We start from the raw sequence: 24,654 nt of genomic DNA, 5'->3' as shown, positions 1-24,654 counted from the left end.
TTAGTAAATTCTAAGCTTTTGGCCCTATTTTCAATGTTATCCAATAAGAGTTTTTTTAGTTCTATTCCCCTAATAATCACATCCTATTTTAGGAAAGCTAACCAGTAAGTATGTTTTTTGCTGCTAAGGGGTGATAACGATGCATGAAAAGCTCTCATTACAAACAGAGGATCTTCTCCGATTGATTAATCATATGGATGTTGCTGTGTGGATTATTAATATGCAAAATAACAAGGCTTTTTTCTCAGAAGGGTTCCGTAAAATATTTGGACGCTCACCAGCGGAGTTTTACCAAGATGTGGGTCTTTGGGGGAAGACCGTACATCCGGAGGATGTAGCCGTTGTCCAAAAACGAAAGTTAGAAAAACAAAACGGGCTGGTTACAATCGATGAATATCGGATTATTACTCCAGCTGGAGAAGTCCGCTGGGTCCAGGATCGCGGCATACCATACCAAGATATAGATGGGCAAAATATTTATATCGGCATCATCTTAGATATTACGGAAAGAAAAATGGCCGATGAAAAAATAAAATATATGGCCTATCACGATGATCTGACTGGTTTACCCAATCGCAAGTTTTTCCATGAGCATTTGAACTCGACAATCACGAAGGCGAAATGGAATGATACGCTTACTCTTCTTTTTATAGATTTAGATCAATTTAAATTCGTAAATGATTCACTTGGCCACAATATGGGGGATCAATTACTCAATGAGGTTGGTAAACGAATCAGCAGCTGCGTTCGTACTCAAGACATGGTAGCCCGCCATGCTGGGGATGAGTTTCTTATTTTAATTGAAAATGTCTCTAAGGCTGAGACTGATATTATTGCAGAAAGAATACTGTCCACACTCGAGGCGCCTTTTACGATACAAGAAAATGAAATTTTCATAAGTGCCAGTATCGGGATAAGCATTTACCCGTTGGACGGCAGTGATTCTGAAACCTTGATAAAAAATGCGGATGCAGCTATGTACGATGCGAAATATTACGGTAAGAATAATTCCAAATACTATTCAGTAGACATAGAAAATGCAAATAATCGCAAAATGTCTATTATCAATGGCCTGCATAAAGCGCTTGAAAACAATGAATTTAAGTTATACTATCAACCGAAAATCATCACCTCGTCTCAGTCTGTGTTTGGTGTGGAAGCTTTAATAAGGTGGAACCATCCGATACTTGGACCCATTTCACCTACCGAGTTTATTCCCCTGGCTGAAGAAACTGGAATGATCATCCCGATAGGAGATTGGGTACTCCAGGAGGCTTGTAAGGATTATAAAGATTGGGAATTAAAAGGAATTGCCCCTCAATCACTTTGTATCAATATCTCACCAAGACAGCTAAGGGATCCCCTGCTATTGAACAAAATTAAGACCATTTTAGAAGAATATCATTTTATCGCTCAACACCTTGAAATTGAAATTACGGAAAGTGTGGCCATTGATAACTTTGAGGACACGATTTCAAAACTCAATCAGATAAGGAAAACGGGGGTGAAAGTAGCATTGGATGATTTTGGAACAGGCTACTCTTCGCTCAATTATTTAAGACAATTCCCCATTGATGCTTTGAAAATTGACAGGACTTTTATCAATGAGGTGATGTTTAATTCACAAACCGCCGCCATTGTAAAATCAATCATCTCCATTGCTCATAGCTTAAATTTACCCGTTATTGCGGAGGGAGTGGAAACAGAAGAACAGTTTAACTTCCTTTACGATTTACATTGCGACTTTATTCAAGGTTATCTTATTAGTCCACCAGTACCACTTACTAAAATAGAAGAAATTCTCAAAAAAAATACAAGCCCTAAAGTTTAAGGGCTTGTATTGGTTCAGCTATTAAAAAATAAAATTGATACGCCATATAATTTTCTAAGGGATAAAAGTCGAACCTATTTCATTTGTGGTCTTATTATTCAAAGACGCATTTTCATTTAATTGTTGGTTCGTAGATTTGATATGTTCTTGATCTGTAAACTTCACTTTGTTTGGGAATAGTTTATCGAAGAATACACCCAACAGTACAAGGGCTGCTAAAAATCCCCAAAAAACGTAAGCGATGATTGACATAAAACAACCTCCCAACATTAATTATTTCAAAATTTAAAACATTATTACTTTTATCATACAGTAAAATACATATTTTTACAACATGTGACCATGGGGACGGTTCTCGCGGTCACACTTGGTTGGTCCACTTGGGGACCATGAGAACCGTCCCCGCGGTCACCTGAGTTGGGACAGAACTAGATTGTTGAATGGGAAACTGCCTATTCTTACTGCTTCTTTTAACTTTGCAAGTGCTTCTACAGCCTCATTCTTTAATTCTACTGGATAGTTATATTTCATACTATTTGATTCAAATTCATCCTCGTCTACTACTTTCCAATCTTCATACTTTTCCTGAATGTAGTCTAAATCTAGGTCAATAAAACTTATTTCACCGTTATCAAAGAGAGAAGGTTTCGCTACGTTACAATAAGCAGCAACAATCTTTCCCTCTTCTATTTCCATAGCAGCAGTGAACCATTCCTTAAGTGAAAAGTATTCTAATGACATGTTATTGATAGTAAAAACCTTATTTTTGGTATGATGAATCAACTTGCGACCCGGTTTACATAAAACCAAGACATAGTCTGGGGTGTGGTGAAGTAGTTCCCCTTCCCACTCATAGTGTAGAATATCTGGATATTTAAGAGCTTTAATTTTTATCACTTTACTCATCCTTTACGGGACCATAGGCGGGACCATAGGGACGGTTCTCGCGGTCACACACCCTTGCGGTCCGCTTTGTGACCATGAGAACCGTCCCCACGGTCCCTATTTTTTATAAAAGTTTTGACATATAGTATTCGTCAACGAATTCGCCGTCTATGTTTAGGGAATTTCTTTTTGTTCCTTCAATCTCAAATCCCATTTTCTTATATAACCGCAATCCAGCTTCATTATGAGTCACTACTGATAATTCTAATCGATGGACACGATGTTCTGTCGCCCACTCTTCTAATTGGTTGAATAGTTTTGTTCCTATTCCAAGCCCTCTATATTGCGATAAGATTCCAATAACAAGATAGACAGAATGTTTGTTTCTTTTGGCGCTGCCGCCTATAGCGATTAGGTAGCCGATTAATTTTTCATTTTTTTCAGCAACAAAAATTGTCGAATTACTCTCTTTTTTCATCGCTTCAATTCTTTTTTCTTGCTGCTCAGGTTCAATAATTCTTTCACCTGGTTCAAAAAGCATATATTGGGATTGACTTTCAACTTGCTTGATTAAATTTACAAAGCTTACCGCATCATTGAGTGTTATTTCCCTGATTATCATTTATATCCCACCTACATTAAGATCTTAACTTCTAAGAATGATTGATTGAAAATGATATTTTCCGCCCACTCTTTCTTTTGGTACAACATTAAAATATTCAATAGTAAAAAACTCTGATAGTAATGTTTTTATGGAATCATCTTCAAAAAAAGAAAAGAACCTCTTTGGTGTATACGAATCCTCTTCCCAAATTCCTTGATAATCCTCTCCACCGTAAACACCCATAAAAAATAATCCTGATGGTTTTAAGACTCTTTTGAGCTCCTTAAGAACATCTCTGATTTCTTCCTTCGGTACATGCAGGAGGCAATTCATAGCCCATATTCCATCAAAGTGATGTTCAGGGAACTCAAGCTTTGCAAAGTTCATCACTTTTGCATCTAATCCTTTTTCAATACACAATTTAATCATTTCTGGTGAAATATCTGTACTAAACGTCCGAAAACCCTGTTCTTTAAAAAATAGACTATCTTTGCCTGGCCCTGCACCAATTTCCAATACCTCATTGCATTCTTCAGCCAAAAGTTTATCCAAAAAAACTTTTCTTTCTTCCTCTTTCCATTCTGGTAAACTCTGAGAATCTCTTTCTTCAGCAGCATTATTATAGGACGCAGCAATCTTTTGTTCAAATGAAGTCGACATTTTATCCCTCCGTGACCATGGGGACGGTTCTCGCGGTCATACTGCCGTGGTCCACTTCAAAAGAACTGTCAACATGGTTCATTTCTTAATTTACATAATACAGTAAAAACTGAAAATAATAGTAAGGAGATGTTCCTATTTTAATCTATTTAATAAAGGATGGAACAAAAGGGCATATCTCTAACTGTAAAAGGAGATGAAGGAATGGAAAATGTCGCTAATATTGTTCATATTGGTGAATTAATAGCTGTCTCTAAGGTTTTTGAACTAAACCCTTTTCGAATGGTAACATTAATAGAAAATGGTTTAATGGAAGTATTTGAAACGAAAGAAGATTTTTTTGAAAAATACGGAATCAAGGATACGTATGAGGAACTAGAAAATTGGTGCGAGTTAAACAATGGGAAGATTTTTACTAAACCTAAAGTTATTCAATAAAAAAATGACCGCAGCAGCGATCATTCTAATAAATAAGCAGCGTTGTTCTAAATACATATTTTTCACAAACTGATTATTATTTATCTATTAGGACAGAAAAAAATTTAAGTTAAATTCGTTCCACTTGCTGTAACTTCCTTCTTAACATGAAGGGTCTGATTCTTTTCCTTCGCCTCAGAAGCCCATTTATCAAGTGATAAATAGATAATCCCTGCCACGATACACCCGATACCCAGTCCGGTAAATAGTACCTGACCAAGCTGGTCATCAAGTAAAAATCCGGCAACAATGGGACCGACTGCACTGCCCACGATCCACTGAAGACTTGCCGCCCCCATATAGGTACCACGTAAATGTTCAGGGGCAATATTCGCTACAAAAGTCATTTGTACTGGAGATAAGAGCATTTCTCCTAATGTGTATATTCCATAGATTACTAGAAGAATTAAAAGGATGCTCCAATAGGAAAACTGCAGCTTCGTAAAAAAGATTGGCAGCCATCCTACTGCTAACAGACCAAAACCAAATAATATCGAACCATATAGCATGACCTTTCCAAGTTTGCGCTTACCTGCCCATCTCGATATCGCAAATTGGAAGAACACGACTAGTGCTCCGTTAAAAGCCATTAAATATGGATATGGATTTTGGGCATCAGAAAGGGCAGGTAATTGTTGATCAAAATGCAGTGGAAGCATCCCTTCCGTTTGTGAGAATCCCATTGAAATAACAATTCCCGTCATAATATAGAAAAATAGAATTTTATCTTTGATGAGCACCGTAAAAATAGAGGGCAGTTTCTCTTCTTCAACAAGAACTTTCGTATCCTTTTTTCGTTCACTTTTTGGCAGTGTTTCTGAAAGCAAGAGCGCTAAAAAAATAGAATAAATAAAAACCGATGAAGCCGCAATGATAAAAATAACTGACTTTGATAAAAACACAATTGATGCTCCAAGCAATGGACCGATTGCCGCTCCAATATTGTGTCCCATTCTAAGCAGACCATAGGCCTCCGTTCTACCCTCTTCATCCGTAACATCGGCGACCATGGCAGATGCCGCTGGGTGAAAAAGAGAATTGAAAAATCCGAAAAAACTCGATATTACTAAGAAAGGATAAAACCCATCAAAGAATATAAAACCAAGCATAACCAGCCCATTTCCAACCATTGAAACAATCATTATGGGCTTCCTGCCATATTGATCCGCGAGCTTTCCGCCTAATAATGAACCCAGCACTCCGGCAATAGGCCCCACCGCCATCACAACACCGACTTGCCAAAAATGATCCACCTTATCACTCATATATAAGGCGAAAAAGGGCATTAACATCATCATGGCAATTCCATTAATCGATTCACCGATAAAACGAATCCAAATATTACGATCCATCTTTCGGTAAGCCTGTAAAGTCATTTTCATTGTTTTTCCTCATTTCTCACTGACAGCTTTCATGTCAGTCATATTTTTTCCATGCATAAAAAAAGCACAAAAAGCCGTGAGCAAGTTACACCTGCCCACGGCTTTTAACTTAATTAAAAAATGGGTAAGGAAAACTTATGGCTGTTCCATCGTTTTATCGTTAAAAAAGGGCACACTGCTCCCATTAGCCATATGTACATATGTGATGGAACGAACTTCTACTATCCAATTAACCATAAAACGTAAACCAATAAGCATTTCCTTACACCTCCTAATCCTGAAATTTTCAAATAATCTTAATTATCCATTCAAATTATAATTTATTATTATTAAGTATGTAAAGAAATTTTTTGGGTACAATATCTTCAGATTGATGTACGTTCCTTTTTACAATCCTACTAATAAAGGAGGAAGTGATTTAATGATAGATCGTAACGAACCAAATAACTTTGGTGAAAATGTAGAAGACAGCGGCAGCCAAGCTGGCAGTAATACTAATCTAGCTCCCACTGACTCTGGAGAAACTGCAGGGACTATAAATGATGCGATTGCAGGTGCTATGATAGGTGCACCATATGGACTTTTTGGTGCTGTAATTGGCGGAGTTAGTGGTGGTGTTATTGGTAATCAGATTGTGGATACAGATGAACCAGATAACGATAATGATACCAATGATGAAGGTAAATACATATAACGGAGGAACTCACATAATGAGTTCTTTTTCTTTGGCAAAAATTCTTTGCACAGGTCTAGAACAATTCTAATTACCGTTAGTTATAAAATGAAAGCCGCCTCATAAGGCAGCTTAAAATAACAAAACGAATAAATCCAAATATGTATAAAGGTAGTGTTTTTATTTTTCATAAATACCGTAAATAACATTATTTTAAGTCAGATAATTTTTCTTCCGTAATAATTTCGTACAGGACTGCCGATGTTTCTTTGTCTAATTGAGCATATTTACTTTCAGCGTCAATAACCAGTTCTACCCTATCCTTATTTGGGCTTATCCAAAGCTCATATAACACTGCTTTTGCATCAATATTAGGATCTTTATATTGAAATCCAAATCTGTAATCAGGAGGCCTTACCATAGAAACTTTGGCATTTTCCCAAACAATATGACCTAAAATTTCTTTCACTTGTTTAACTCGCTCATTTTGATTAATCACTTTAAAGTCCTGATAATTATTTTCATTCCCCATATACTTTTGAACCTGTATACGCTGTTCCTCATTTTCTATAGCATTAGAACAACCTGCGATAAACATTATTAAAAGAATTCCAATAATGGCCCTTACCGATTTTTTCATATGTATTCCCCCCCTTTTATTATAGGACGAATTGAATAAGGGAAAGTTTCAAGCTATTCCTTCTGATTAGGGATTGCGACGGCCATTCAGTTAACTGACCCTGATCCTCCTGAAAAAAAATAGTAATGCACTGCTTAGAAGCATGCGTTGTTGATACTGCCATCCATTAATCGTCTTATAAAAATGACCGCCAGAACCGTCCCCATGGTCCCCCCCATGGTCCCCCAGTCCCCATGTCCCACCCACGCTCACTGATTAACGTAAAAAAGGCGTTCTCCGTATGTTCTCGAAAACGCCTTTTAAAATCCTGGCTCTGTATGGTGATTTCATTGTGTTGGAAAATAAGCGGAGTATTTCCGTTTATATTGTGAAATACCCGTATTTCCTTAAAATTTAGCGGAGCTTTTCCGCTTATTGTATACAAATCCTTGGATTTTGACTTAATTTAAGCAGTTAACCGGAATTCATCCGCTTATATCTGCTCCCTAAGCCTCCTTTAGATACAATAGCCGGAAAATCTCCCCCTATGAATTCTCAAGCCTATACGAAAATCAACAAACGAACAAGCCAAGTATCAAATACGTCCTTACTTCACTATTTTCTTATAAAAGTCTAATCTTTGTTGTGCATTCTCTTGTATGATAATATCTACACCACTGTTGACGAATGCTTCCACATTTTCTCCCTTCAACACTTTCATAGCTGTTTCAACACTTAAGTATCCCATATCATAAGGATTTTGGGCCACGGTTCCAGGGAGGGTTCCGTCTGCTATTAACTGCAGCATATCGGAAAGGCCATCCGGCCCAATAACAGGTATAAAGAGCCCTTGCTTCTCGAACTCCTTGATTACCGGTAACGCAATACCGTCATGTGTGGTAACTACACCCTTTATATCAGGCTGGTCACGCAAAACCATTGAGACTGCCTTTTGAACGTCTTTTGGATCATCCGATATTCCTGTTTTGGTAGCAACGATTTCAATTCCAGCTTTTTGTAAAGAAAAGGCAGCTCCTTTAACCCGCTCCATAAACACTGGGAAATTTAAACCACCACCAATAATGGCTACCTTATCCCCAGGCTGCAGCTGTGAGGCTAAAAAGGCTCCCGCTTTTTTACCTAAGTCGGTATTATCGGTTCCAATATAAGCGGTTTTGTTTTTAAGGGGTAGGTCTGTATCGACTAGCAAAATCGGAATATCCGTAAATGTTTTTAATGTCGGATAAACAGATTTACTGTGCGGAGCCGTTATGATCATGTCGGGCTTTTCACTGTATGTCTTCTTTAATAATTCTACCTGTTTTTTTGGCGTTGCTTCACTCGGAATCACTATTTTTCCATCAATTCCAAAATCTTTAAATCCTTTTTCTAACCCAGCCTTCATAATTTTCCAATATTGTGAGTCCGTCCCTTTTAACACAACAACCACTGTCGGCTTATTTTTTGCATAGGAAAAGGAAATAAAACTTAACACAATGACGGAAATGACAGCACCGATCACCAACATCATTTTTCCATTCTTTAACAATTCATTCTTCCCCCTCTCTTCGTGTTAAAGAATAAACCTAAATTTTGTTTACGTTGGGGATGAGCTGAAAAAGAACAGAGAATGTGGTCCCGTTATCACCTGTTTTAATTTCAATTTGTGCATCATGCCGTTTTGCTACACTGTAACATATGGCTAACCCTAATCCAGTTCCCGTTTCCTTTGTCGTAAAGAAAGGTGTCCCTAATTTTGATAAAACCTCTGGAGCGATTCCTTTTCCTTCATCTTTTATTTGCAGTACCAGCGTATCATTGTCGTTAAAGGTTTTAATCGTCAACTTACCATTCGAATTCATGGCATCCAATCCATTTAAGGCGATATTCAAGATGAGCTGGCGAATTTCCTTTTCATCCAGATAGATGTCAGGACATACTTCAAGTTCTAGCTTAAGCTGTTTATTCGAACGGAACGCTTCCGCTTGAATCAAAGGCGATAAAGCTTCGATAATGGCGTTCAAGTTTTGCTTCTTTTTGACGCTGATTTTATTTTTAGCGAGATTCAAAAATTCTGTGATAATCGAGTTTGCCCTGTTCAATTCCTCAAGCATTAAGTCGATGAAATCAGTTGTTAAATTGCCGACTTTATTTCTGGATAATTGTAAAAATCCTTGAACGGTTGTCATCGGGTTTCGAATCTCATGGGCAATACCTGCTGCCATCTCACCGATTAAATTTAGTCGGTCTAGTCGATACATTTCATTCTCAAGGTGTACCCTTTCTGTAATATCAGTCAATACAACCAGCATACACGGTTCGGAATGGATATCAATCAGCTCATTCGATAGTAATCCTGATCGAATTTCACCGTTTTTCGTCTCATATCTGATTTTCCTGTTTCTACTCTTTTTATTTAGATCTAGATAATTCTCTGTTGCTTCATCAACAAAAGTCTTACTATTTATTTTTTGATTGATTAACTCATCACTGCTATACTCCATATACTTTGTCCAGCTCGTATTTACTTCAATAAACGTAAAATCCTTCTGTGATAAAATCGCCATTAAGCACGGACTGGAGTCGAAGATTTTTCGAAACCTCTCTTGTGTGCGAAACATATTTTCTGCTATTTTTTTTCGTTCTTCAATTTCTTTTTGGAGCTTCTCATTTGACTTGGTCAGCTCAAGCGTCCGCTCTTTGACGATATGTTCCAAATTCATAAATCTCTGTTTTTTCACTTCTTCTATTTGCTTTCTTTCTGTTACATCTCGTATGGTACAAACAAAAATCTGTTCATCTTCAATAATGGTTGATGCGATTAACAAATCAGCATAGAAGCTGCCATTATCTTTACGGTTTGCCACTACTTCAATGATATTTCCTACCGATTCTCTAATGGTAGAAAGAAATGAGTGTGGAGAATGATTGAATAGCTCATTCTCCCATTTTGGAAAAAGTTTCAGAATGTGTTTTTCTACTAATTCGTTTACCTTGTAACCAAACATATGGGTGACAGCGGGATTCACGGAAAGGATCGAACCTTGATTATCAAACGTGACAATTGTATCGGTTATCGTTTCACTGATGGCTTTGGATAATGCCTCTGTCCGACGTAAATTTAGAGTGGTCCTATCCAGCCTTTTGTTGACTTTATTCAGTTCAAGTAAATGTCCCAGATCTGTTTGAATGATATTTTCTTGATGATTTTGATGAATTTTAACAAACTGTTCAATTTTCCTTCTTAATGTTTCCGGCTGAAAGGGTTTAAAAATGTAATCAATTGCACCCACTGAATAACCCTGATGAACATGTTCCATTTCTTGACTAATTGCTGTAATAAAAATAATCGGGATATTTTTAGTTTTTTCTCTCGCCTTTATTAACGCGGCCGTATCAAAGCCATTAAGTCCCGGCATTTGAACGTCTAGTAAAATCACCGCAAAATCATATTGAAGCATGCATTTTAACGCTTCTTTTCCAGAATGCGCACTGACAAGATTGTAGTTTGGTGAAGTGAGCACTGCTTCTAATGCGAGCAGGTTTTCAGGATGATCATCCACCATTAGAATATTTACCTTTTTTGCAGGTGTATTATTTAATTTTTCGATAGAGCCTTTCGGGTCCATCAAACTCTCCGTAACAGTCTTCATAACGTGTAAATTTAACCCCCTCTCTTTTTCCTAAACCAAGAAAACCTGACGTACCTAGGCTTTCATATATTAATTGATGAACATCATTCTGAAGACTTTTATTGAAATAGATGAGAACATTTCGGCATATAATCATATCAAACTCGTTAAAAGAATGATCGGAAACCACATTATGCTGTGCAAAAACCATATTTTTCTGAAGAAATGGGTGGAAACAAACCTTATTGTCAATGGCTTTATAATATTCAGAAAAGGCCTGTTTTCCTCCTGCTTCAATATAGTTTTTGGTATAAAGCTTCATCCCCTCTAGGGGAAAGGTACCCTGCTTTGCTTTTTCAAGAATGTTCTTATTTATATCAGTTGCATAGATTCTTGTTTTATCATAGATTCCTTCTTCATGGAGGAGGATCGCCATGGAATACACTTCCTCGCCTGAAGAACATCCAACATGCCAAATTTTAATTGAAGGATAATTCTTTATTATAGGGACTACCTTTGTCCTGATACTCTTAAAAAAGGTTGGATCGCGAAACATCTCGGTCACATTGATGGAAAAGTCTGTAAGGACCTTTGCCATCATACCAGGTTCCCGAAGGATTTTTTCCTGCAGGGCCGATATACTAGATAGTCTCTCAATCTGGACGCGATGGTTAATTCTCCTTTGGATAAAAGGAAAGGCATAGTTTCTAAAGTCATATCCATAATATTGAAACATAGCCTCAAGCAATAAATCGATTTCAATCCTCTCGATTTCATTAGATTGTACTAGCTTACTAGATTCATGGTGTTTAACCTGTGCGATTTTCTAGCCCTCCTTCGTAAACAGCCAAACTTGCATTAATGAGAACAGCTGGTCCAAGTTAATTGGCTTACTAATATAGTCTGTCGCACCTGCCTCCAGGCATTCTTCTTTACTGTGTTTCATCGCCTTTGCTGTAAGAGCGATAATCGGTATGGTTTCAAATCTACTAATCTTGCGAATATGCTTAATTGCCTCAAATCCATCCATCTCCGGCATCATAATATCCATTAGAATCAGGTCGGTATTAGGATGGTCCTTTAAGACTTCCAGCGCTTCACTGCCGTTTTCGGCAACCAAGATCTCCATATCATGATTTTCAAACGCAATCGTTAAGGCATATACATTTCGGATATCATCATCGACGATAAGAATTTTCTTGTTTTTAAGGATGGATTTCCCATGTTTGATCATTGGATCTTCCTTTAAAACTTGATCATTACTGTCCAGTAGATAGTTAGCTTCTAAACTGACCGCTGCTTCCGTTCGTGCCGCAGATATGTTTACTCTCTTGGTATTCATTTGATGATTTGGCAAATATAAGGTAAATGTACTTCCCTTCCCCATTTCGCTTGAAACTTCTATAATACCGCCTAATAAATGAGCCAGTTCACGACATATCGATAATCCTAATCCCGTACCGCCATATTTCCTGCTTGTCGTACCGTCTGCTTGTTTGAAAGCATCAAAAATCACCTTTTGGTAATCTTTTTCAATCCCAATACCCGTATCTACTACCGAAAAAGCAAGCATCCGTTCGAATTGTTGTTCTTTCCCTATTTTCCCAGTGATGTTTTTTATAACACTGCGGATTTGTAATAAGACACTGCCACTTTCAGTGAATTTAAACGCATTCGAAAGGAGATTTTTTAGTATTTGCTGTAATCGTTGTTCATCTGTGACGAAAGTCTTTGGCAATTCGCTGTCCATCTCTATGGAAAAATGAACTTTCTTCTGATTTGCAATGTGTGCGAATTGTTGGTAAAGAAAATCTCTTACCTCGTTTAATTCTACTTCTGTTGAGATCACATCTAGTTTTCCTGACTCTACTTTTGCCAAATCTAAAATATCATTAATTAAATTCAATAAGTCATTACCTGATGAGTGAATGGTTCGAATGTATTCCTGCTGCTTCGGTGTCAGATTCCCTTCTCCATTTTCAGAGAGAATTTGTGCTAGAATGAGCAAACTGTTTAGAGGAGTCCTTAGTTCATGCGACATATTTGCTAGAAATTCAGATTTATATTTAGAACTAAGCAGCAACTGCTGTGCTTTTTCTTCTAACGCCGCACTGACTTCCTGTATTTCAAAGTTCCGCTGTTTCGTCGCTTCATACTGTTCTTCTAGTTTTTCGTTTGTTGTCCTTAATTCCTCTTGCTGCATCTGGAGTTCCTCTGATTGGGCTTGCAGCTCTTCTGTCATGGCTTGTGATTCTTGCAATAATTGTTCAACCTTCATGTGGTTGAGAATACTATTAATCTTAATACCTAGATTATTATTCACTTCTTCAAGCAGCTTTATCTGTAAAGGAGTTAACGTTTCAAAGGAGGCAATTTCAATCACAGCAAGAACTTGGTCTTCGAACAAAACGGGTAAAATCATGATTGTTTTAGGTGAAGCTTCTCCCAGCCCTGAACCGATCTTTACATAATCTTCAGGAATTTGGTCCATATGGATAGGGCGCTTTATCTCTGCACATTGCCCTATTAATCCCTCTCCTAAACGAAATTGTTTCTTCACTTCTACATCTGTTGAGGCTGCAAAGGATGATATTCTTGTTAAATACTGATTATTTTTGTCAACTTCCTTTAAATAGAAAACGCCGTAGCTCGCTCCCACCATAGGTAAAAGCTTCGAGATTAGCATATTGGCCAGCGTCTCCACATTTTCAACTTCAGGATACAGCGTAGCAATTTCAGCAATTTTTGTATTCAGCCAGCTTAGCTCTTCTGCTTCTTCTTTTAATTGTTTCTCCATTCTACTATGTTTCTCCAGTGCATTGGCCATCTTATTAAAAGCCACGGCGATTTCACTCAGTTCCCCTTTTGAGGTAATCTCAATACGCGGTAAGGAGTCAAAATCACTTGCTGTTGCTTGTTTCATCACATCCGTTACCTTGTTAAGATTGTTGCTGGTACTTTTTATGATCCAAATCGCAAAAGCGATACCGATGATTAATCCAATCACAAGGTATATATAAATATTTTCAACTGCCCAATTATAGGTATCTTTTGAACGTACAAGTTCATTCTTTAATCCTTGTTCTTGTAAGCCATGAAGGAGTTCGGTAATTTGAATCATTCTTTGACTGGTTAGGTCAAAGTTATCCCAAAATAAAGGAGAGAGTTCAACGTCTGGATTGATTTTCTTTTCCATCAACGCTTGGTTTCCCATATTTCGAAAAGATTCATGGAGAATTTTAAATTTACTAATGAGTTCTTGTGATTTCTCTTGGCTGTCCTTTTTCTCCAATGATGCAATCGTTACTTGTAAATCAGAATTTGAACTTTCCCATGCATTTAACAAGTCTGAATTGATAGACTCACCACGATCATTTAAAATGGTCGATAAAATCTTTGTTGTTGAGGAAGTTTCATCTTTGATCTTTGAAGCAATTTCAATTCTTTCATTTAACTCATTAATCACGACATTCATTTTTACGGTCGATTGTTCCAGCATGTTCATTAATATCACAACGATTATCGTAATGAACAAAAGTAATGATCCTATGCTCGTATAGAGCTTCGTTCGAAATCTCATAAAACCTCCTAATAATCTAGTATTCAATGGATCATAATGTTAGATTTCTTAAAAAGATATACAAATAAAAATTTTCTCACTACTAATCATACTTTAAATTCCTTTATATCGTCCATATGATTTTCAGGACTATGGGAGGACAATGGGGGTGTTCGTAGCGCGGACAATCGTAAAATTTTGTATGTAAAAAGGCACAACTAGCGTTGATGAGCTAGTGTGCCTTTGATGTTTTCTAGTCTATTTTTCTCCAGTAATTTCTTTTTAGGTGTCATGCACATTTTTAAAAAAAGAAATATGACTTCCAGGTTTAATTAAGTGTGCGGACTTTTTCATCTATTATTTTTACGATTTCGTTTACACTTACATTGTCGGTATCGATGAACTGTTCAAAGCAACGATCATTATATCCATCCATGCACTTCTTGGTTTGCTGAAAGCACCAGTTGCCTTCAGGTTCTCCCCTTTTCCTTAACCTCTCATAGATGGTTTCTTCTTTTGCAGTTAAGCAAAAATGAAAAGTTCTTTCATCTATTTCTTTAAACCCATTAAATATGTATTCAAAATATCTTTTATCTATAATGGTCATTGGAACAATCAAGATCTTGCCATATGTGTTTATTAAATGATTGGCAATATTGACTACAAAAACCTTCCATAATTGGTAGTCTTGAAAATTGTCAGTTTTCTCGGAAGGATGTGCAATATCTTCCGTAATGATGTTTCGTAACATATAGCCAATTTCTTCAGGGTCAAAGATCATACTATTGTTCATACTTTTTTGTAATTCATTCGCAACAGACGTTTTCCCAACCCCAAAAGCTCCATTAATCATGATGATCATTTGTCCATACCCCTTAAACCTTATCTTTGATGGATTACGCTATCCTTTTTGAAGAATCCACCAGGAACAACTGATAAAGTTAAATTTCTTTTTCCATTGAAAGATTTGTAGTCTGATAACCTAATTTTTCATATAATGCTCTTGCTGCTTTGTTATGACCAAATACGTGCAGACCTATTTTTTTAATTCCGAGCTCCTGCCCAACCTTCTCAATTTGCTTCATTGCTTCCTTGCCGTATCCAAAGCCTTGATATTCTTCTAATATCTTAATATCATAAATATATCCTTTTTCTTCAGATAACTGCGCAAGCCATATAACTCCAATGGAGTTGTCTTCATTAAGAATAGTATATAAATAATTATTCTCAGTCTTCTCACCTTTTGGCAAAAGCCTTTTATATACCTCTTCCGCTTTACTAAGTGATTCATCCTGATTCCAATTTCCTGATAAAACTTTTTCTTTCGCATATGATTTAATTGCTGAAGAAACATATTTTTGATATTCATCGGCATTCATTAGAACTAATTTAATCATTGTCTTTCCTCCCCCTTATTCTTTCATCTTATGAGATATTTCCGAGTCGAAGTCCTGCTCTTATTCTGTTGTTTCCCAGGCCGGATTCCAGACTACTTCCCACAGGTGCCCGTCTGGGTCTTGAAAGTACCCAGAGTATCCTCCCCAAAATGTATCGTGTGCTGGAACTATAATCATTGCCCCAGCCTTCCTTGCCTCTTCCATTACACTATCTACATCTTCTTTACGCGCAACATTATGACCAATCGTAAATTCAGTTGGACTTATTGGTGTTTGTTTTAAGCCTGTGTCATGAGCTATATCCTTACGCTGCCAAATGGCAAGTTTTAATCCAGATTGCAGCTCGAAAAATGCTACTGCACCATGTTCAAATTCTTGTCCAACTATTCCTTCTGTGGGCAGTCCAAGGCCATCCTTATAAAATCTCAAAGACCTTTCCAAGTCATCTACACCCAATGTTATAACAGAGATTCGTGATTTCATAATCTACTCCTAACCAATTTTCTTTACATTACTTAATTAACTTCTGATATTTATTGTGCCCATCTGTTAAACCAACAAGTTTAAACCCATTATTCTTATAAAAGTTATTGAGCTTGCTATTTTCGGCGACACAATCTAATTTTAAATACTCTGTTCCACTTATATTATTCTGGACCCAATCCAGAATACTTTTCCCTATCCCTTTCTTCATATATGAAGGGTTGACAGCAAGTCTATGTAAATATACCGATTTAGAGGAGTTTTCGTCGCCCCAAAGATCCCTATCCCATTCACTTTGTTCTGATAAAAGCGTAAAGGTAGCCACTATTTCGTTACCATTTAAAACCATATACGTTTTATCATTAAGTATATCCTGCTTAATCTCTTCATCTTGGTTACCTTCTAATAAAAACCTCCACTGGTTTATCTCTTTTCCTTTGATCCACTGTGCGGCCTGTTTTAACAGTTTTATAATTTTGCAGCTATCTTCATTCACAGCCCTTCTTACAGTATAACCATCAACATTTTCCAAGTTCAATTTTTTCTCCTCCAGATATGCGTTTTTATTTTTAAGCTTGAATTGGCAAATAAATCTGTACCTCCTCAGCACCGTTACCGATAGGATGATAGGTCTCGATAATATAAGAATCGGGATCTCTTTTGTAACCTTGTTCTTTTGCCCAATTCAATAAATGTAAATGAAGTTCTCCCACTTTTGATATATCCCCCCTGGTAGTTACGTATCTATTATTTGCCTCAATATAATACATTCCTGATGGTACTTCCTTTATTTTCTCATTCACAATCACCCCTGTATAAAAATGGCCTATTAAATGTTCCTCATCCCTTTTTGGCTCAAATAATGAAATTTCAGTCTCCGTTGAATGGAAGATTTCCTTTTCCCGACTTAAAAGCTGTTTTGCCAGCAAAGGAACTTCATAACCAAAGTTAGCAAACTCGCCGCTGCCTTTTAATCCAACAAGCTTAAACTCTTTTTTCACCATCATATATGACATATAAACCTCTCCGTTTCAAAAATTCTATCAAATCGTATTTCTTATTAATTCAATAAAAAAACCTTACTTCCTGCATTGGATTGTGACCAGAGGTGACCTCGGTCATCGGTGGATTTTGAGGTGGGAATATGTTAGGCAGATAAATAATGGTTTTATGCAGGTAAAATGAAATCGATGCAGGTAAGCGATTAAAATTCGCAGGTACCGAGCGCTTTTTGGCAGGTAGAGAAATTACGGTAACTTAAAACACGCCACTACTCTGGAATCTATGCTAAAACCCGCTCGTATATCCTTATTTTGGAAGTGAAATCCCCCTGAGAAGGGCTGCACTCTGGCTTTTCTAACGGTGGGGTTTGGGGTAGGAATTTGTTAGGCAGATAAACAAAGGCATTATGCAGGTAAAATGAAATCTACGCAGGTAAGCGATTAAAATTCGCAGGTAAAGAGCACTTTTTGGCAGGTAGAGATAATTACGGTATCTTAAAACACGCCCCTATTCTTGAATCTACGCTAGAACGCGACTCGAATATCTTATTTTGGAGGTGAAATCCCCTGAGTAGGGCTGCACTCTGGCTTTTCCATCGGTGGATTTTGAGGTGTGAATTAGTTAGGCAGATAAACAAAGGTATTTTGCAGGTAAAATGAAATCTATGCAGGTAAGCAAATAAAATTCGCAGGTAAGGAGCACTTTTTGGCAGGTAGAGATAATTACGGTATCTTAAAACACGCCGCTATTCTTGAATCTACGCTAGAACGCGACTCGAATATCCTTATTTTGGAGGTGAAATCCCCTGAGTAGGGCTGCACCCTGGCTTTTCCAACTGTGGGGTTTGAGGTAGGAATTTGTTAGGCAGATAAACAAAGGTTTTATGCAGGTAAAATGAATTCTTTGCAGGTAAGCGATTAAAATTCGCAGGTAAGGAGCACTTTTTGGCAGGTAGATCTATATTATTTTCCCATTTGGTTGATTAGGACCATGAGAACCGTCCCCACGGTCCCCCACCGTGGTCCCCCTACTCACCAAAAATAGCAACATATTGATTTTGCAAAACAAATCTATTATCAGTCCATCCTAATGTGTTCAAAACATACCCTAAAGAATCCGCATTATATCTTCCAGCAATTTTTTGATAGGCTAATAGCTCATACACTCCATTTACATCAAAGTCTACAGGATATAAGCCGCTTAAAGGGTTTACAAAACCGGTAATCGGGCTTTTCAGTTTCCCGTTAGCATCATAGATTTCATTTATATATTCAGCACCTCTTGATGAAATATCTATCAAATACTTTTTATTATTGATTTTACTGAGAACTTCCACTTTGTAATTGTCTAGATAAGTGACCTCATATTGATATTGCTGATTATATACATTGAAATCAAAAAGTAATTGCGGAATATTTTCCACAAAGGAATAAAGATAATAGTACATGATCCCCCCGCTGCCACCGGTAGCAATACTTATTAAAATATCATCTATTCCATTGCCAGTAAAATCCCCAAAAAAAATTGCAGGATTGTAGCCGGCATTTTCACGGAGTGGAACACTCTTCATCTCGCCTGTCCTTCCATTTTGTACATGTAAGGTGATATTTTGAGTAAATGGGCTATCTGGAGTCTTTATTCCGGTTAAATAGACATTGACAGGTACTCGGTCCCCCGTAACATCACCACGTGCAAACGAAACAATACTGTTCTGATTCCTAGAAAAATAGTTATACATAACCTGCTTCTTTTCATGATAACTGCCCTTATCAAACCTTCATGATGTATTATCTAAATATCACCATCATAAAATTATTTAGGCAAACTGAATTATCATATTATACGCTTAGGGTACACGAAGTTTCCTGAGGTTTTGGTTTCATTAAATCGTACTTAATTTGGAGGAAAGAAAATGAAAAAATATGGTTCTTTTTCAGGAGTAGTAACCAGGATTCAAGATTATCTTGTAGGTTCAGACGAGGAATTAAAAGGGTGTTTTAAATTAATGTCATTAACGGGAACAGATGGCTCAATTGTGAATTTTGTGATCAATCCAACCACCTATTTTTTAGATCGTGTAATGGTTTCAGTTGGTGATTCTGTAACGGGATATTATGATGTCAATGTACCTGTCATCCTTATTTACCCGCCTCAATATCAGGCACTTATTATCGTAAAAGAAAACCCTTATCAACATGTAAAAGTGGACTACTTTAACAGCCAGCTTGTCAGTAGTGATGGTCAGTTACACTTGAATATTTCTAGTTATACTCAAATAGTATTACAAAACGATCAACCCTATACATTGAGTCCTGCAAACCGAAATCTACTTGTTGTATATGGTCCTGCCACATTCAGCATCCCAGCCCAAACGACTCCCTATAAAATTATTGTTTTGTGTTAGAAAAAGTTAAGGGTCGAAATGACCCTTAACTTTGGGTACTTTTGCTCTATAAAAATGACCATGAGAACCGTCCCCATGGTCACTAAATACTTATTGAAGATTTTGTAAGGTGAAATAATCAAATGTCATTGGAACGAGTTGACCGCTTACTGGACTTGCTCCGTAAAGTCCTACTTTGCTAACGTTAATATCCGCTGTAATAGGATCAGCTGCTTTTTGCCATTCTCCATTGGCCCAGAAGAAGGTTGAAATGGTATTACCGTTTTTCTTGATTTTTAAGTAAACACTGTCATCACCCGGATGTTGTGCGATGTTTTGTGCTTTACTGTATTTAGCGTTTTCTTCCTTCGCGGTTTCAAGCTTTAATCCATTATCCCAGACGTGACCGAAACGGACATAATTATTTGCATCCTGCCATAGATATAAACCACCTTGCTCATGGTTATTTTTAATAGATGCGTTCAGTTTCGTCGTAATTTCAAAGTCACCTGTAGGGGCATCCTGTAAGAACACGTTCTTAATCGAATTATTGCCCTCATGTGTATCGCCCTGTTGTGCTGTGATCATTAAAGATCCTGGCTTTTCTGTTAAGCTCCATTTAGAAGCATCTTCCTGGAAAATCGACCAAGCTTGTGACAATGTAGCGCTATCAAATTGATCGACTTGTGCCCCCGCTTCAATTGGCGGAATCACCATATCTTTAAATTCTGACAGCTGTTTGGTTAAAGTGTTGACAGCAGCAAATAGTTCATCGGTAGTTGCTTTTGGATTATTGTGCACTTTGTTTGCTGCTTTGATTGAGTCCTTCAAAAATTTAATTGCTGCCTTTGAATACTCTCCAGGCTTATCTCCTTTTTTGGCACCCTTTTGAGTGATCTTTGCATCCTCGATCTTATCTTTTAATACCACCTTCGCTGAGGATAAGGCGATTAATGACTGGTTAGCTTCACGTACTGCATCTTCATCCATTTTCACCAATTTTCGGTCATAGGTTAGAAGACCATTCAGCTCACCTTCTACATCGGTTGTTTGTGTATAAACGGCTGCACTTAGACCATTACCATACATATAGCGTTTTAATGATTCAATATATTCGACATACGTATTCGTGACTTCTTCTTTATCTTTCATCATTACATAATTCCAGCCAGTTGTGCCCCACTCATGTCCTGGAGTTGCTAAACCAAGCCCCCCATATTCCCCAATAACCGCAATTCGATTTTCCTCAACTTGTGGTGATCTAGGAGCCGTATAGGTATGCCAGTCTAGGACATCCCCTACATTTGCATCTGTCCAACCGCTTGCATTGGAGACTAACCGTGTCGGATCAAGGCTCTCTACCCATTTTGTCATCCGTACGGTATCATATTGACCCCAGCCTTCATTAAAGACTGTCCAGAGAAAGATGGATGGGTGATTATATTTTTCTTGAATCATTTCGTTAAATTCAACTTCGTATTGTTTACGATCAGCATCTGTCGCTCTAGCTCCGGCACCTGAACCTTCCATGCTCGGCATATCCTGCCAGACAATCATTCCCAATTTATCTGCCCAATAGTACCAGCGTTCAGGCTCAACTTTGATATGCTTTCGAATCATATTGAATCCAAGATCTTTTGTTTTTTCGATATCAAATTTTAATGCTTCCTCTGTTGGTGCAGTTAAGCCGCTCTCCGGCCAGTATCCTTGATCTAATGGCCCCATTTGGAAAATAAATTCTCCGTTTAACAATGGACGAAGCTGGCCATTTACTTTTCCAAGAGTAATTTCCCTCATTCCAAAATAACTCTTAACGGTATCTACAACACCTTTAGTATCCTTTACATTGACTTGTAAATCATATAAATATGGATCTTTTGTCGTCCATAAGTGCGGGTTAGGTACAGAGACTGCAAATGTTTCCCCTGCTTTACCAGTAGCCACTCCTACTTTTTTTCCTTTTTGATACACAATCGCTTCAATCGTTTTATTTTCCAGATTCTGACCATTAACGGTGACATTCACTTTATCTTCATGAATATCTGCTGCCGTTTTGATTGATTCAATATGAGCCTCTTTAACTGGTTCTAACCAAACGGACTGCCAGATTCCAGAAGTAGACTCATACCAAATACCTTCTGGGTTCGTAGTTTGCTTGCCTCTTGCCTGGCCGCCTGATGTCTCGTCATAGACTTCCACAATCAATTCATTGTCACCTTTTACTAAATGGTCGGTAATATCAAAGCTGAAGGCATCATAACCACCTATATGCTCACCCACTTTAGCTCCGTTCACATAGACGACCGTTTTATAATCAACGGCATCAAAATTCAATTTAACTCTGTCACCATTCCATTTGGATGGTACGGTAAAGCTTCGCTTATACCACATATGTTTTTCCTGTCTATCAATTCCGGATAGATCGGATTCGACTGCAAATGGAACTAATATCGATTCTTCTAGCTTTTTACCTGTAGGAACAGCTTCACCTTCCGCTGCCCGCTGAAACTCCCACTCCCCATTCAGGTTCTGCCAATTCTCCCGTACCATTTGAGGACGCGGATATTCTGGCAATACATTTTTAGGGTCAACTTTATCAGCCCATGGCGATTCGATGTTGTATTGTGAAAGGTTTTCTGCTCTGTTTAAAAATTCCGCAACCACTTTCCCTTCTTTGGTTACGATATTACCTTTTCCGTCATAACTGACTAAAACATTATTTGCCGATCTTTCATAGATTGGCGCACTGGTCTCAAGTACAATGGTTGACGGGTCATCTTTCTTTAATGAAAGATTTACAAGATCCCATTGACGCCCGCTTAAGTTGACTTTGAAATTCTTCTCGAGTCCGTCCGGTAGATCATGAAGCTCATGGTTAAATCCTAATTCAACATGCTTCCCATCTTCTAGAACTTTTATCGTTTTAATATCATTGCTTGTACTGTATCCATCTGGTAAGAAAAAGGCACTGCTTGGCACAATTTGTTTTTCCGTACTAGGACTAGACCAATAGAGTCTTAGATTAGAGCCACCATAATTTTCAAAGTACTCAATTTTGATATCATATTCTTTTCCGGCTTCTAATGTAATGGGAGCACTTTTTTGCTCAATATCCCATTTATCCTCCCAAAAATCGATTGCCAACTTTCCGTCAATCCAAACCCTGAATCCATTATCACCAATCATATAAAACGTATAATCCTCGGTATGCTCTGGGACAATTTTACCTGTCCATCTGACGTTGACATCATCCTGTTGACCAGTGAATAGATTTATAGTTGGTTCCAAATCAGGAAAATTAATATTATAGTCGACAATCGTCGTTTTCAATTGATTGAAATCAAATTTTCCTGGACCCGATGACGTATAATACTCTCCTTTTAATCCATGCACTTTCTCCGTTTCGGCTGCTTTAACTGATGAGGGTGTTACAGCACTAAGTCCGACTGCCTGTGAAAGAACCATGGTCATGATCGATGAATAGACTAATAATTTTTTCTTCATTCTCTACTCCCTGCCTCCATTACTATCACTATTAGATTTAATAACGCTTACATCCTGCCCGTTGCGACCTCCTCCATATTCTTGTTTTCAATTACAACTTTACCAAGAAATGTGTTAGAAATATTTACAATAAGACGTTAAGATTTGCAATTTTCTGATATCGTTTATTATCCCTGCTTAAATTGAACAAAAAAAAGTAGAAGATTAACCTTCTACTTTACTCATTAACTCAAGCATTTGTTCTAATCGCTGTATTACCTCTAACATGGAACGTCCTGAATGGTAACAAGCCTTCCACGGGTTCCCTAAGTTTCCTATTAAAATATTCCCCTCCTTGTCCACTAATTGCCGCCACTCGCCTAGTTCCCAGTTAATGAGATATTTCTTTGAGAATTCCCATGTTTTCAAAAAGGCAGTGAGCAATTTGTCATCGCGCAGTATTTCATAGGCATCCAAAAAACCTACTAAAACTTCCTGGTTTTGCCAGAATTCTTTATCTGTTATATATGCAGGCCCCTGATGTGGACCGTCTCTGTACACGCCGCCTAATTCGCTATCTAACCCAAATTTTAACGTGTGGTATGCTATTTTTTTCGTTAGATCATAGAAAGAATGTTTCGGAAGGCCCAGTACTTCAACCGCTCTGTTTAATAGCCATACTAATTCAAGATTATGTCCGTATGAAGTTGTATCTCTTGGTTTCTCGATTATTTGAGAGCCTTGTCTTTCAGCATTCCAAGTCCTGCGAATGGATATTGCAGGTATTGGCATAAACTCTCGGTTAAACTGATTGCGTCCACAGCCGTCTTCGTGATTGATCATATGTTTTAGGATAAGATCGATGATTTCTTGTAATTTCCTCTTGTGATGTTCTTTTTGGCTGCATTGCACGAGAACCGTAAATGCCTCAAGGAGGTGCATATGAACATCAAGAGATTTTCGGTCACCTCCACAAAACCCATCAGCTGATACTTGCCAATCATGTTCAAGGTTTTCATAATACCCGCCGTGCAAAGTATCCGAACAATGGATTTGCAAAAGATTGTACGTTTCCTCCGCATACTCTAAAGCAAGTGGATCCTTTGTCACTTGGTAGTATTGTGATAATGCATAAATTGCAAAGCTTTGACCGTAGACGACTTTTCCAGGATCAATGAGTGTACCATCTCTTTTTACCTTCCAATACCAACCTCCGTGTTCATGATCCCAAAAATGATCTAAGAGAAAGTTAACTCCTTGTTCAGCCATAAATAGAAGCTCTTTGTTTTCAGGATATAATTGATAAAATGCTGAAAACCCCCAAATCATCCTGCATTGGGTTACTATGTATTTGTCTGTATCCTCACCTAACGAGCCTTCGGAGTCAAAGCATGTTAAATATCCTCCATTTTGATTGTCATACCCTTTATTTAACCAAAATGGAATAATCCCATTTTTTAAGTGGTCTTCTACTTCCTGTAGTATTTGTTGAATGTCAATTACTGAAGTCTCCAATGCTTTCATCTCCTTATTCTAAAAAAGGGATAGCAGCATTAGAATGCTGCTATCCTGGTACTTGTATCA

Annotated in this window: 23 protein-coding genes; 4 read left to right on the top strand and 19 right to left on the bottom strand. The window is 37.6% G+C overall.

Annotated features, from left to right (window positions below; translation table 11 throughout):
* Window positions 1-139: 139 nt before the first annotated feature.
* Window positions 140-1,831 carry a putative bifunctional diguanylate cyclase/phosphodiesterase gene (locus tag SFC47_RS06510; protein WP_411253423.1) on the top strand — a complete coding sequence of 564 codons (1,692 nt, stop codon included), beginning with the start codon at window positions 140-142 and terminating at the stop codon, window positions 1,829-1,831.
* Window positions 1,832-1,885: 54 nt separating this feature from the next.
* Here SFC47_RS06510 and SFC47_RS06505 read toward each other — a convergent pair whose 3' ends face one another.
* From SFC47_RS06505 to SFC47_RS06490, 4 genes are all read right to left on the bottom strand, one after another.
* On the bottom strand, window positions 1,886-2,083 hold the full coding sequence (locus SFC47_RS06505; RefSeq protein ID WP_411253422.1) for a hypothetical protein: 198 nt from the start codon (window positions 2,081-2,083) through the stop codon (window positions 1,886-1,888).
* A gap of 156 nt (window positions 2,084-2,239) precedes the next feature.
* Window positions 2,240-2,737 carry a DUF402 domain-containing protein gene (locus SFC47_RS06500; RefSeq protein ID WP_486348372.1) on the bottom strand — a complete coding sequence of 166 codons (498 nt, stop codon included), beginning with the start codon at window positions 2,735-2,737 and terminating at the stop codon, window positions 2,240-2,242.
* A gap of 103 nt (window positions 2,738-2,840) precedes the next feature.
* Window positions 2,841-3,338 (bottom strand): GNAT family N-acetyltransferase, encoded by a 498-nt coding sequence (locus SFC47_RS06495; protein WP_411253420.1) that lies wholly within the window; start codon window positions 3,336-3,338, stop codon window positions 2,841-2,843.
* Window positions 3,339-3,362: 24 nt separating this feature from the next.
* Window positions 3,363-3,980, bottom strand: coding sequence for a class I SAM-dependent methyltransferase (locus SFC47_RS06490; RefSeq protein WP_411253419.1), 618 nt, complete (start codon window positions 3,978-3,980; stop codon window positions 3,363-3,365).
* 159 nt (window positions 3,981-4,139) lie between these two features.
* Here SFC47_RS06490 and SFC47_RS06485 point away from each other — a divergent pair, with 159 nt between their 5' ends.
* Complete coding sequence (locus SFC47_RS06485) at window positions 4,140-4,418, top strand: hypothetical protein (RefSeq protein WP_411253418.1); 279 nt, start codon at window positions 4,140-4,142, stop codon at window positions 4,416-4,418.
* A 104-nt stretch (window positions 4,419-4,522) separates the two neighbouring features.
* On the opposite strand, the gene SFC47_RS06480 is transcribed toward SFC47_RS06485, so the two are convergent.
* Window positions 4,523-5,839, bottom strand: a complete 1,317-nt coding sequence (locus SFC47_RS06480) for an MDR family MFS transporter (protein WP_411253417.1) — start codon at window positions 5,837-5,839, stop codon at window positions 4,523-4,525.
* Window positions 5,840-5,974: 135 nt separating this feature from the next.
* The gene (locus tag SFC47_RS06475; RefSeq protein WP_411253416.1) at window positions 5,975-6,097 is read right to left on the bottom strand and encodes a hypothetical protein; all 123 of its coding nucleotides are present in this window, start codon (window positions 6,095-6,097) and stop codon (window positions 5,975-5,977) included.
* A 163-nt stretch (window positions 6,098-6,260) separates the two neighbouring features.
* Here SFC47_RS06475 and SFC47_RS06470 point away from each other — a divergent pair, with 163 nt between their 5' ends.
* The gene (locus SFC47_RS06470; RefSeq protein ID WP_411253415.1) at window positions 6,261-6,533 is read left to right on the top strand and encodes a hypothetical protein; all 273 of its coding nucleotides are present in this window, start codon (window positions 6,261-6,263) and stop codon (window positions 6,531-6,533) included.
* A 187-nt stretch (window positions 6,534-6,720) separates the two neighbouring features.
* On the opposite strand, the gene SFC47_RS06465 is transcribed toward SFC47_RS06470, so the two are convergent.
* From SFC47_RS06465 to SFC47_RS06415, 11 genes are all read right to left on the bottom strand, one after another.
* Entirely contained in the window at window positions 6,721-7,152 is a 432-nt protein-coding gene (locus tag SFC47_RS06465) for a YhfM domain-containing protein (protein WP_411253414.1), read from the bottom strand.
* A gap of 586 nt (window positions 7,153-7,738) precedes the next feature.
* The gene (locus SFC47_RS06460; protein ID WP_411253413.1) at window positions 7,739-8,680 is read right to left on the bottom strand and encodes a sugar ABC transporter substrate-binding protein; all 942 of its coding nucleotides are present in this window, start codon (window positions 8,678-8,680) and stop codon (window positions 7,739-7,741) included.
* A 37-nt stretch (window positions 8,681-8,717) separates the two neighbouring features.
* On the bottom strand, window positions 8,718-10,784 hold the full coding sequence (locus SFC47_RS06455) for a PAS domain S-box protein (protein ID WP_411253412.1): 2,067 nt from the start codon (window positions 10,782-10,784) through the stop codon (window positions 8,718-8,720).
* Window positions 10,726-11,586 carry a CheR family methyltransferase gene (locus SFC47_RS06450; protein WP_411253634.1) on the bottom strand — a complete coding sequence of 287 codons (861 nt, stop codon included), beginning with the start codon at window positions 11,584-11,586 and terminating at the stop codon, window positions 10,726-10,728. Before SFC47_RS06450 ends, SFC47_RS06455 begins: the two co-directional genes overlap by 59 nt.
* A 3-nt stretch (window positions 11,587-11,589) precedes the next feature.
* Window positions 11,590-14,343 carry a response regulator gene (locus SFC47_RS06445; RefSeq protein WP_411253411.1) on the bottom strand — a complete coding sequence of 918 codons (2,754 nt, stop codon included), beginning with the start codon at window positions 14,341-14,343 and terminating at the stop codon, window positions 11,590-11,592.
* A gap of 307 nt (window positions 14,344-14,650) precedes the next feature.
* On the bottom strand, window positions 14,651-15,184 hold the full coding sequence (locus tag SFC47_RS06440) for an AAA family ATPase (RefSeq protein WP_411253410.1): 534 nt from the start codon (window positions 15,182-15,184) through the stop codon (window positions 14,651-14,653).
* A 79-nt stretch (window positions 15,185-15,263) separates the two neighbouring features.
* Window positions 15,264-15,719: a GNAT family N-acetyltransferase gene (locus SFC47_RS06435; RefSeq protein WP_411253409.1), complete on the bottom strand. Its 456-nt coding sequence runs from the start codon at window positions 15,717-15,719 to the stop codon at window positions 15,264-15,266.
* Between the two features lie 60 nt (window positions 15,720-15,779).
* Entirely contained in the window at window positions 15,780-16,202 is a 423-nt protein-coding gene (locus tag SFC47_RS06430) for a VOC family protein (protein ID WP_411253408.1), read from the bottom strand.
* Between the two features lie 28 nt (window positions 16,203-16,230).
* On the bottom strand, window positions 16,231-16,740 hold the full coding sequence (locus tag SFC47_RS06425) for a GNAT family N-acetyltransferase (protein ID WP_411253407.1): 510 nt from the start codon (window positions 16,738-16,740) through the stop codon (window positions 16,231-16,233).
* Between the two features lie 31 nt (window positions 16,741-16,771).
* Complete coding sequence (locus SFC47_RS06420) at window positions 16,772-17,209, bottom strand: GyrI-like domain-containing protein (protein ID WP_411253406.1); 438 nt, start codon at window positions 17,207-17,209, stop codon at window positions 16,772-16,774.
* A 1,022-nt stretch (window positions 17,210-18,231) separates the two neighbouring features.
* Window positions 18,232-18,942 (bottom strand): VCBS repeat-containing protein, encoded by a 711-nt coding sequence (locus tag SFC47_RS06415; protein WP_411253405.1) that lies wholly within the window; start codon window positions 18,940-18,942, stop codon window positions 18,232-18,234.
* A gap of 174 nt (window positions 18,943-19,116) precedes the next feature.
* On the opposite strand from SFC47_RS06415, the gene SFC47_RS06410 reads away from it, so the two are divergent.
* A complete protein-coding gene (locus SFC47_RS06410; protein WP_411253404.1) occupies window positions 19,117-19,608 on the top strand; it encodes a hypothetical protein in 492 nt (163 codons plus the stop codon).
* A 90-nt stretch (window positions 19,609-19,698) separates the two neighbouring features.
* On the opposite strand, the gene SFC47_RS06405 is transcribed toward SFC47_RS06410, so the two are convergent.
* Window positions 19,699-23,091: a PA14 domain-containing protein gene (locus SFC47_RS06405; protein ID WP_411253403.1), complete on the bottom strand. Its 3,393-nt coding sequence runs from the start codon at window positions 23,089-23,091 to the stop codon at window positions 19,699-19,701.
* 204 nt (window positions 23,092-23,295) lie between these two features.
* Window positions 23,296-24,585, bottom strand: a complete 1,290-nt coding sequence (locus tag SFC47_RS06400; protein ID WP_411253402.1) for an AGE family epimerase/isomerase — start codon at window positions 24,583-24,585, stop codon at window positions 23,296-23,298.
* Between the last annotated feature and the right edge of the window lie 69 nt (window positions 24,586-24,654).

Origin of the sequence: Neobacillus niacini, from assembly GCF_046591715.1 — a bacterium.
GTDB lineage: Bacteria > Bacillota > Bacilli > Bacillales > Cytobacillaceae > Neobacillus > Neobacillus niacini_L.
The sequence above is the reverse complement of the archived record's forward strand: the minus strand, read 5'-3'. Positions and strand labels throughout refer to the sequence as shown.

What these genes read in the sequence shown, in the direction of transcription:
- SFC47_RS06485 (WP_411253418.1), top strand. Translation starts at nt 4,140, where the DNA reads ATGGAACAAAAGGGCATATCTCTAACTGTAAAAGGAGATGAAGGAATG.
- SFC47_RS06410 (WP_411253404.1), top strand. Translation starts at nt 19,117, where the DNA reads ATGAAAAAATATGGTTCTTTTTCAGGAGTAGTAACCAGGATTCAAGAT.
- SFC47_RS06490 (WP_411253419.1), bottom strand. Translation starts at nt 3,980, where the DNA reads ATGTCGACTTCATTTGAACAAAAGATTGCTGCGTCCTATAATAATGCT.
- SFC47_RS06510 (WP_411253423.1), top strand. Translation starts at nt 140, where the DNA reads ATGCATGAAAAGCTCTCATTACAAACAGAGGATCTTCTCCGATTGATT.
- SFC47_RS06500 (WP_486348372.1), bottom strand. Translation starts at nt 2,737, where the DNA reads ATGAGTAAAGTGATAAAAATTAAAGCTCTTAAATATCCAGATATTCTA.
- SFC47_RS06435 (WP_411253409.1), bottom strand. Translation starts at nt 15,719, where the DNA reads ATGATTAAATTAGTTCTAATGAATGCCGATGAATATCAAAAATATGTT.
- SFC47_RS06405 (WP_411253403.1), bottom strand. Translation starts at nt 23,091, where the DNA reads ATGAAGAAAAAATTATTAGTCTATTCATCGATCATGACCATGGTTCTT.
- SFC47_RS06505 (WP_411253422.1), bottom strand. Translation starts at nt 2,083, where the DNA reads ATGTCAATCATCGCTTACGTTTTTTGGGGATTTTTAGCAGCCCTTGTA.
- SFC47_RS06420 (WP_411253406.1), bottom strand. Translation starts at nt 17,209, where the DNA reads ATGATGGTGAAAAAAGAGTTTAAGCTTGTTGGATTAAAAGGCAGCGGC.
- SFC47_RS06445 (WP_411253411.1), bottom strand. Translation starts at nt 14,343, where the DNA reads ATGAGATTTCGAACGAAGCTCTATACGAGCATAGGATCATTACTTTTG.
- SFC47_RS06430 (WP_411253408.1), bottom strand. Translation starts at nt 16,202, where the DNA reads ATGAAATCACGAATCTCTGTTATAACATTGGGTGTAGATGACTTGGAA.
- SFC47_RS06495 (WP_411253420.1), bottom strand. Translation starts at nt 3,338, where the DNA reads ATGATAATCAGGGAAATAACACTCAATGATGCGGTAAGCTTTGTAAAT.
- SFC47_RS06455 (WP_411253412.1), bottom strand. Translation starts at nt 10,784, where the DNA reads ATGAAGACTGTTACGGAGAGTTTGATGGACCCGAAAGGCTCTATCGAA.
- SFC47_RS06440 (WP_411253410.1), bottom strand. Translation starts at nt 15,184, where the DNA reads ATGATCATCATGATTAATGGAGCTTTTGGGGTTGGGAAAACGTCTGTT.
- SFC47_RS06415 (WP_411253405.1), bottom strand. Translation starts at nt 18,942, where the DNA reads ATGTATAACTATTTTTCTAGGAATCAGAACAGTATTGTTTCGTTTGCA.
- SFC47_RS06465 (WP_411253414.1), bottom strand. Translation starts at nt 7,152, where the DNA reads ATGAAAAAATCGGTAAGGGCCATTATTGGAATTCTTTTAATAATGTTT.
- SFC47_RS06475 (WP_411253416.1), bottom strand. Translation starts at nt 6,097, where the DNA reads ATGCTTATTGGTTTACGTTTTATGGTTAATTGGATAGTAGAAGTTCGT.
- SFC47_RS06470 (WP_411253415.1), top strand. Translation starts at nt 6,261, where the DNA reads ATGATAGATCGTAACGAACCAAATAACTTTGGTGAAAATGTAGAAGAC.
- SFC47_RS06480 (WP_411253417.1), bottom strand. Translation starts at nt 5,839, where the DNA reads ATGAAAATGACTTTACAGGCTTACCGAAAGATGGATCGTAATATTTGG.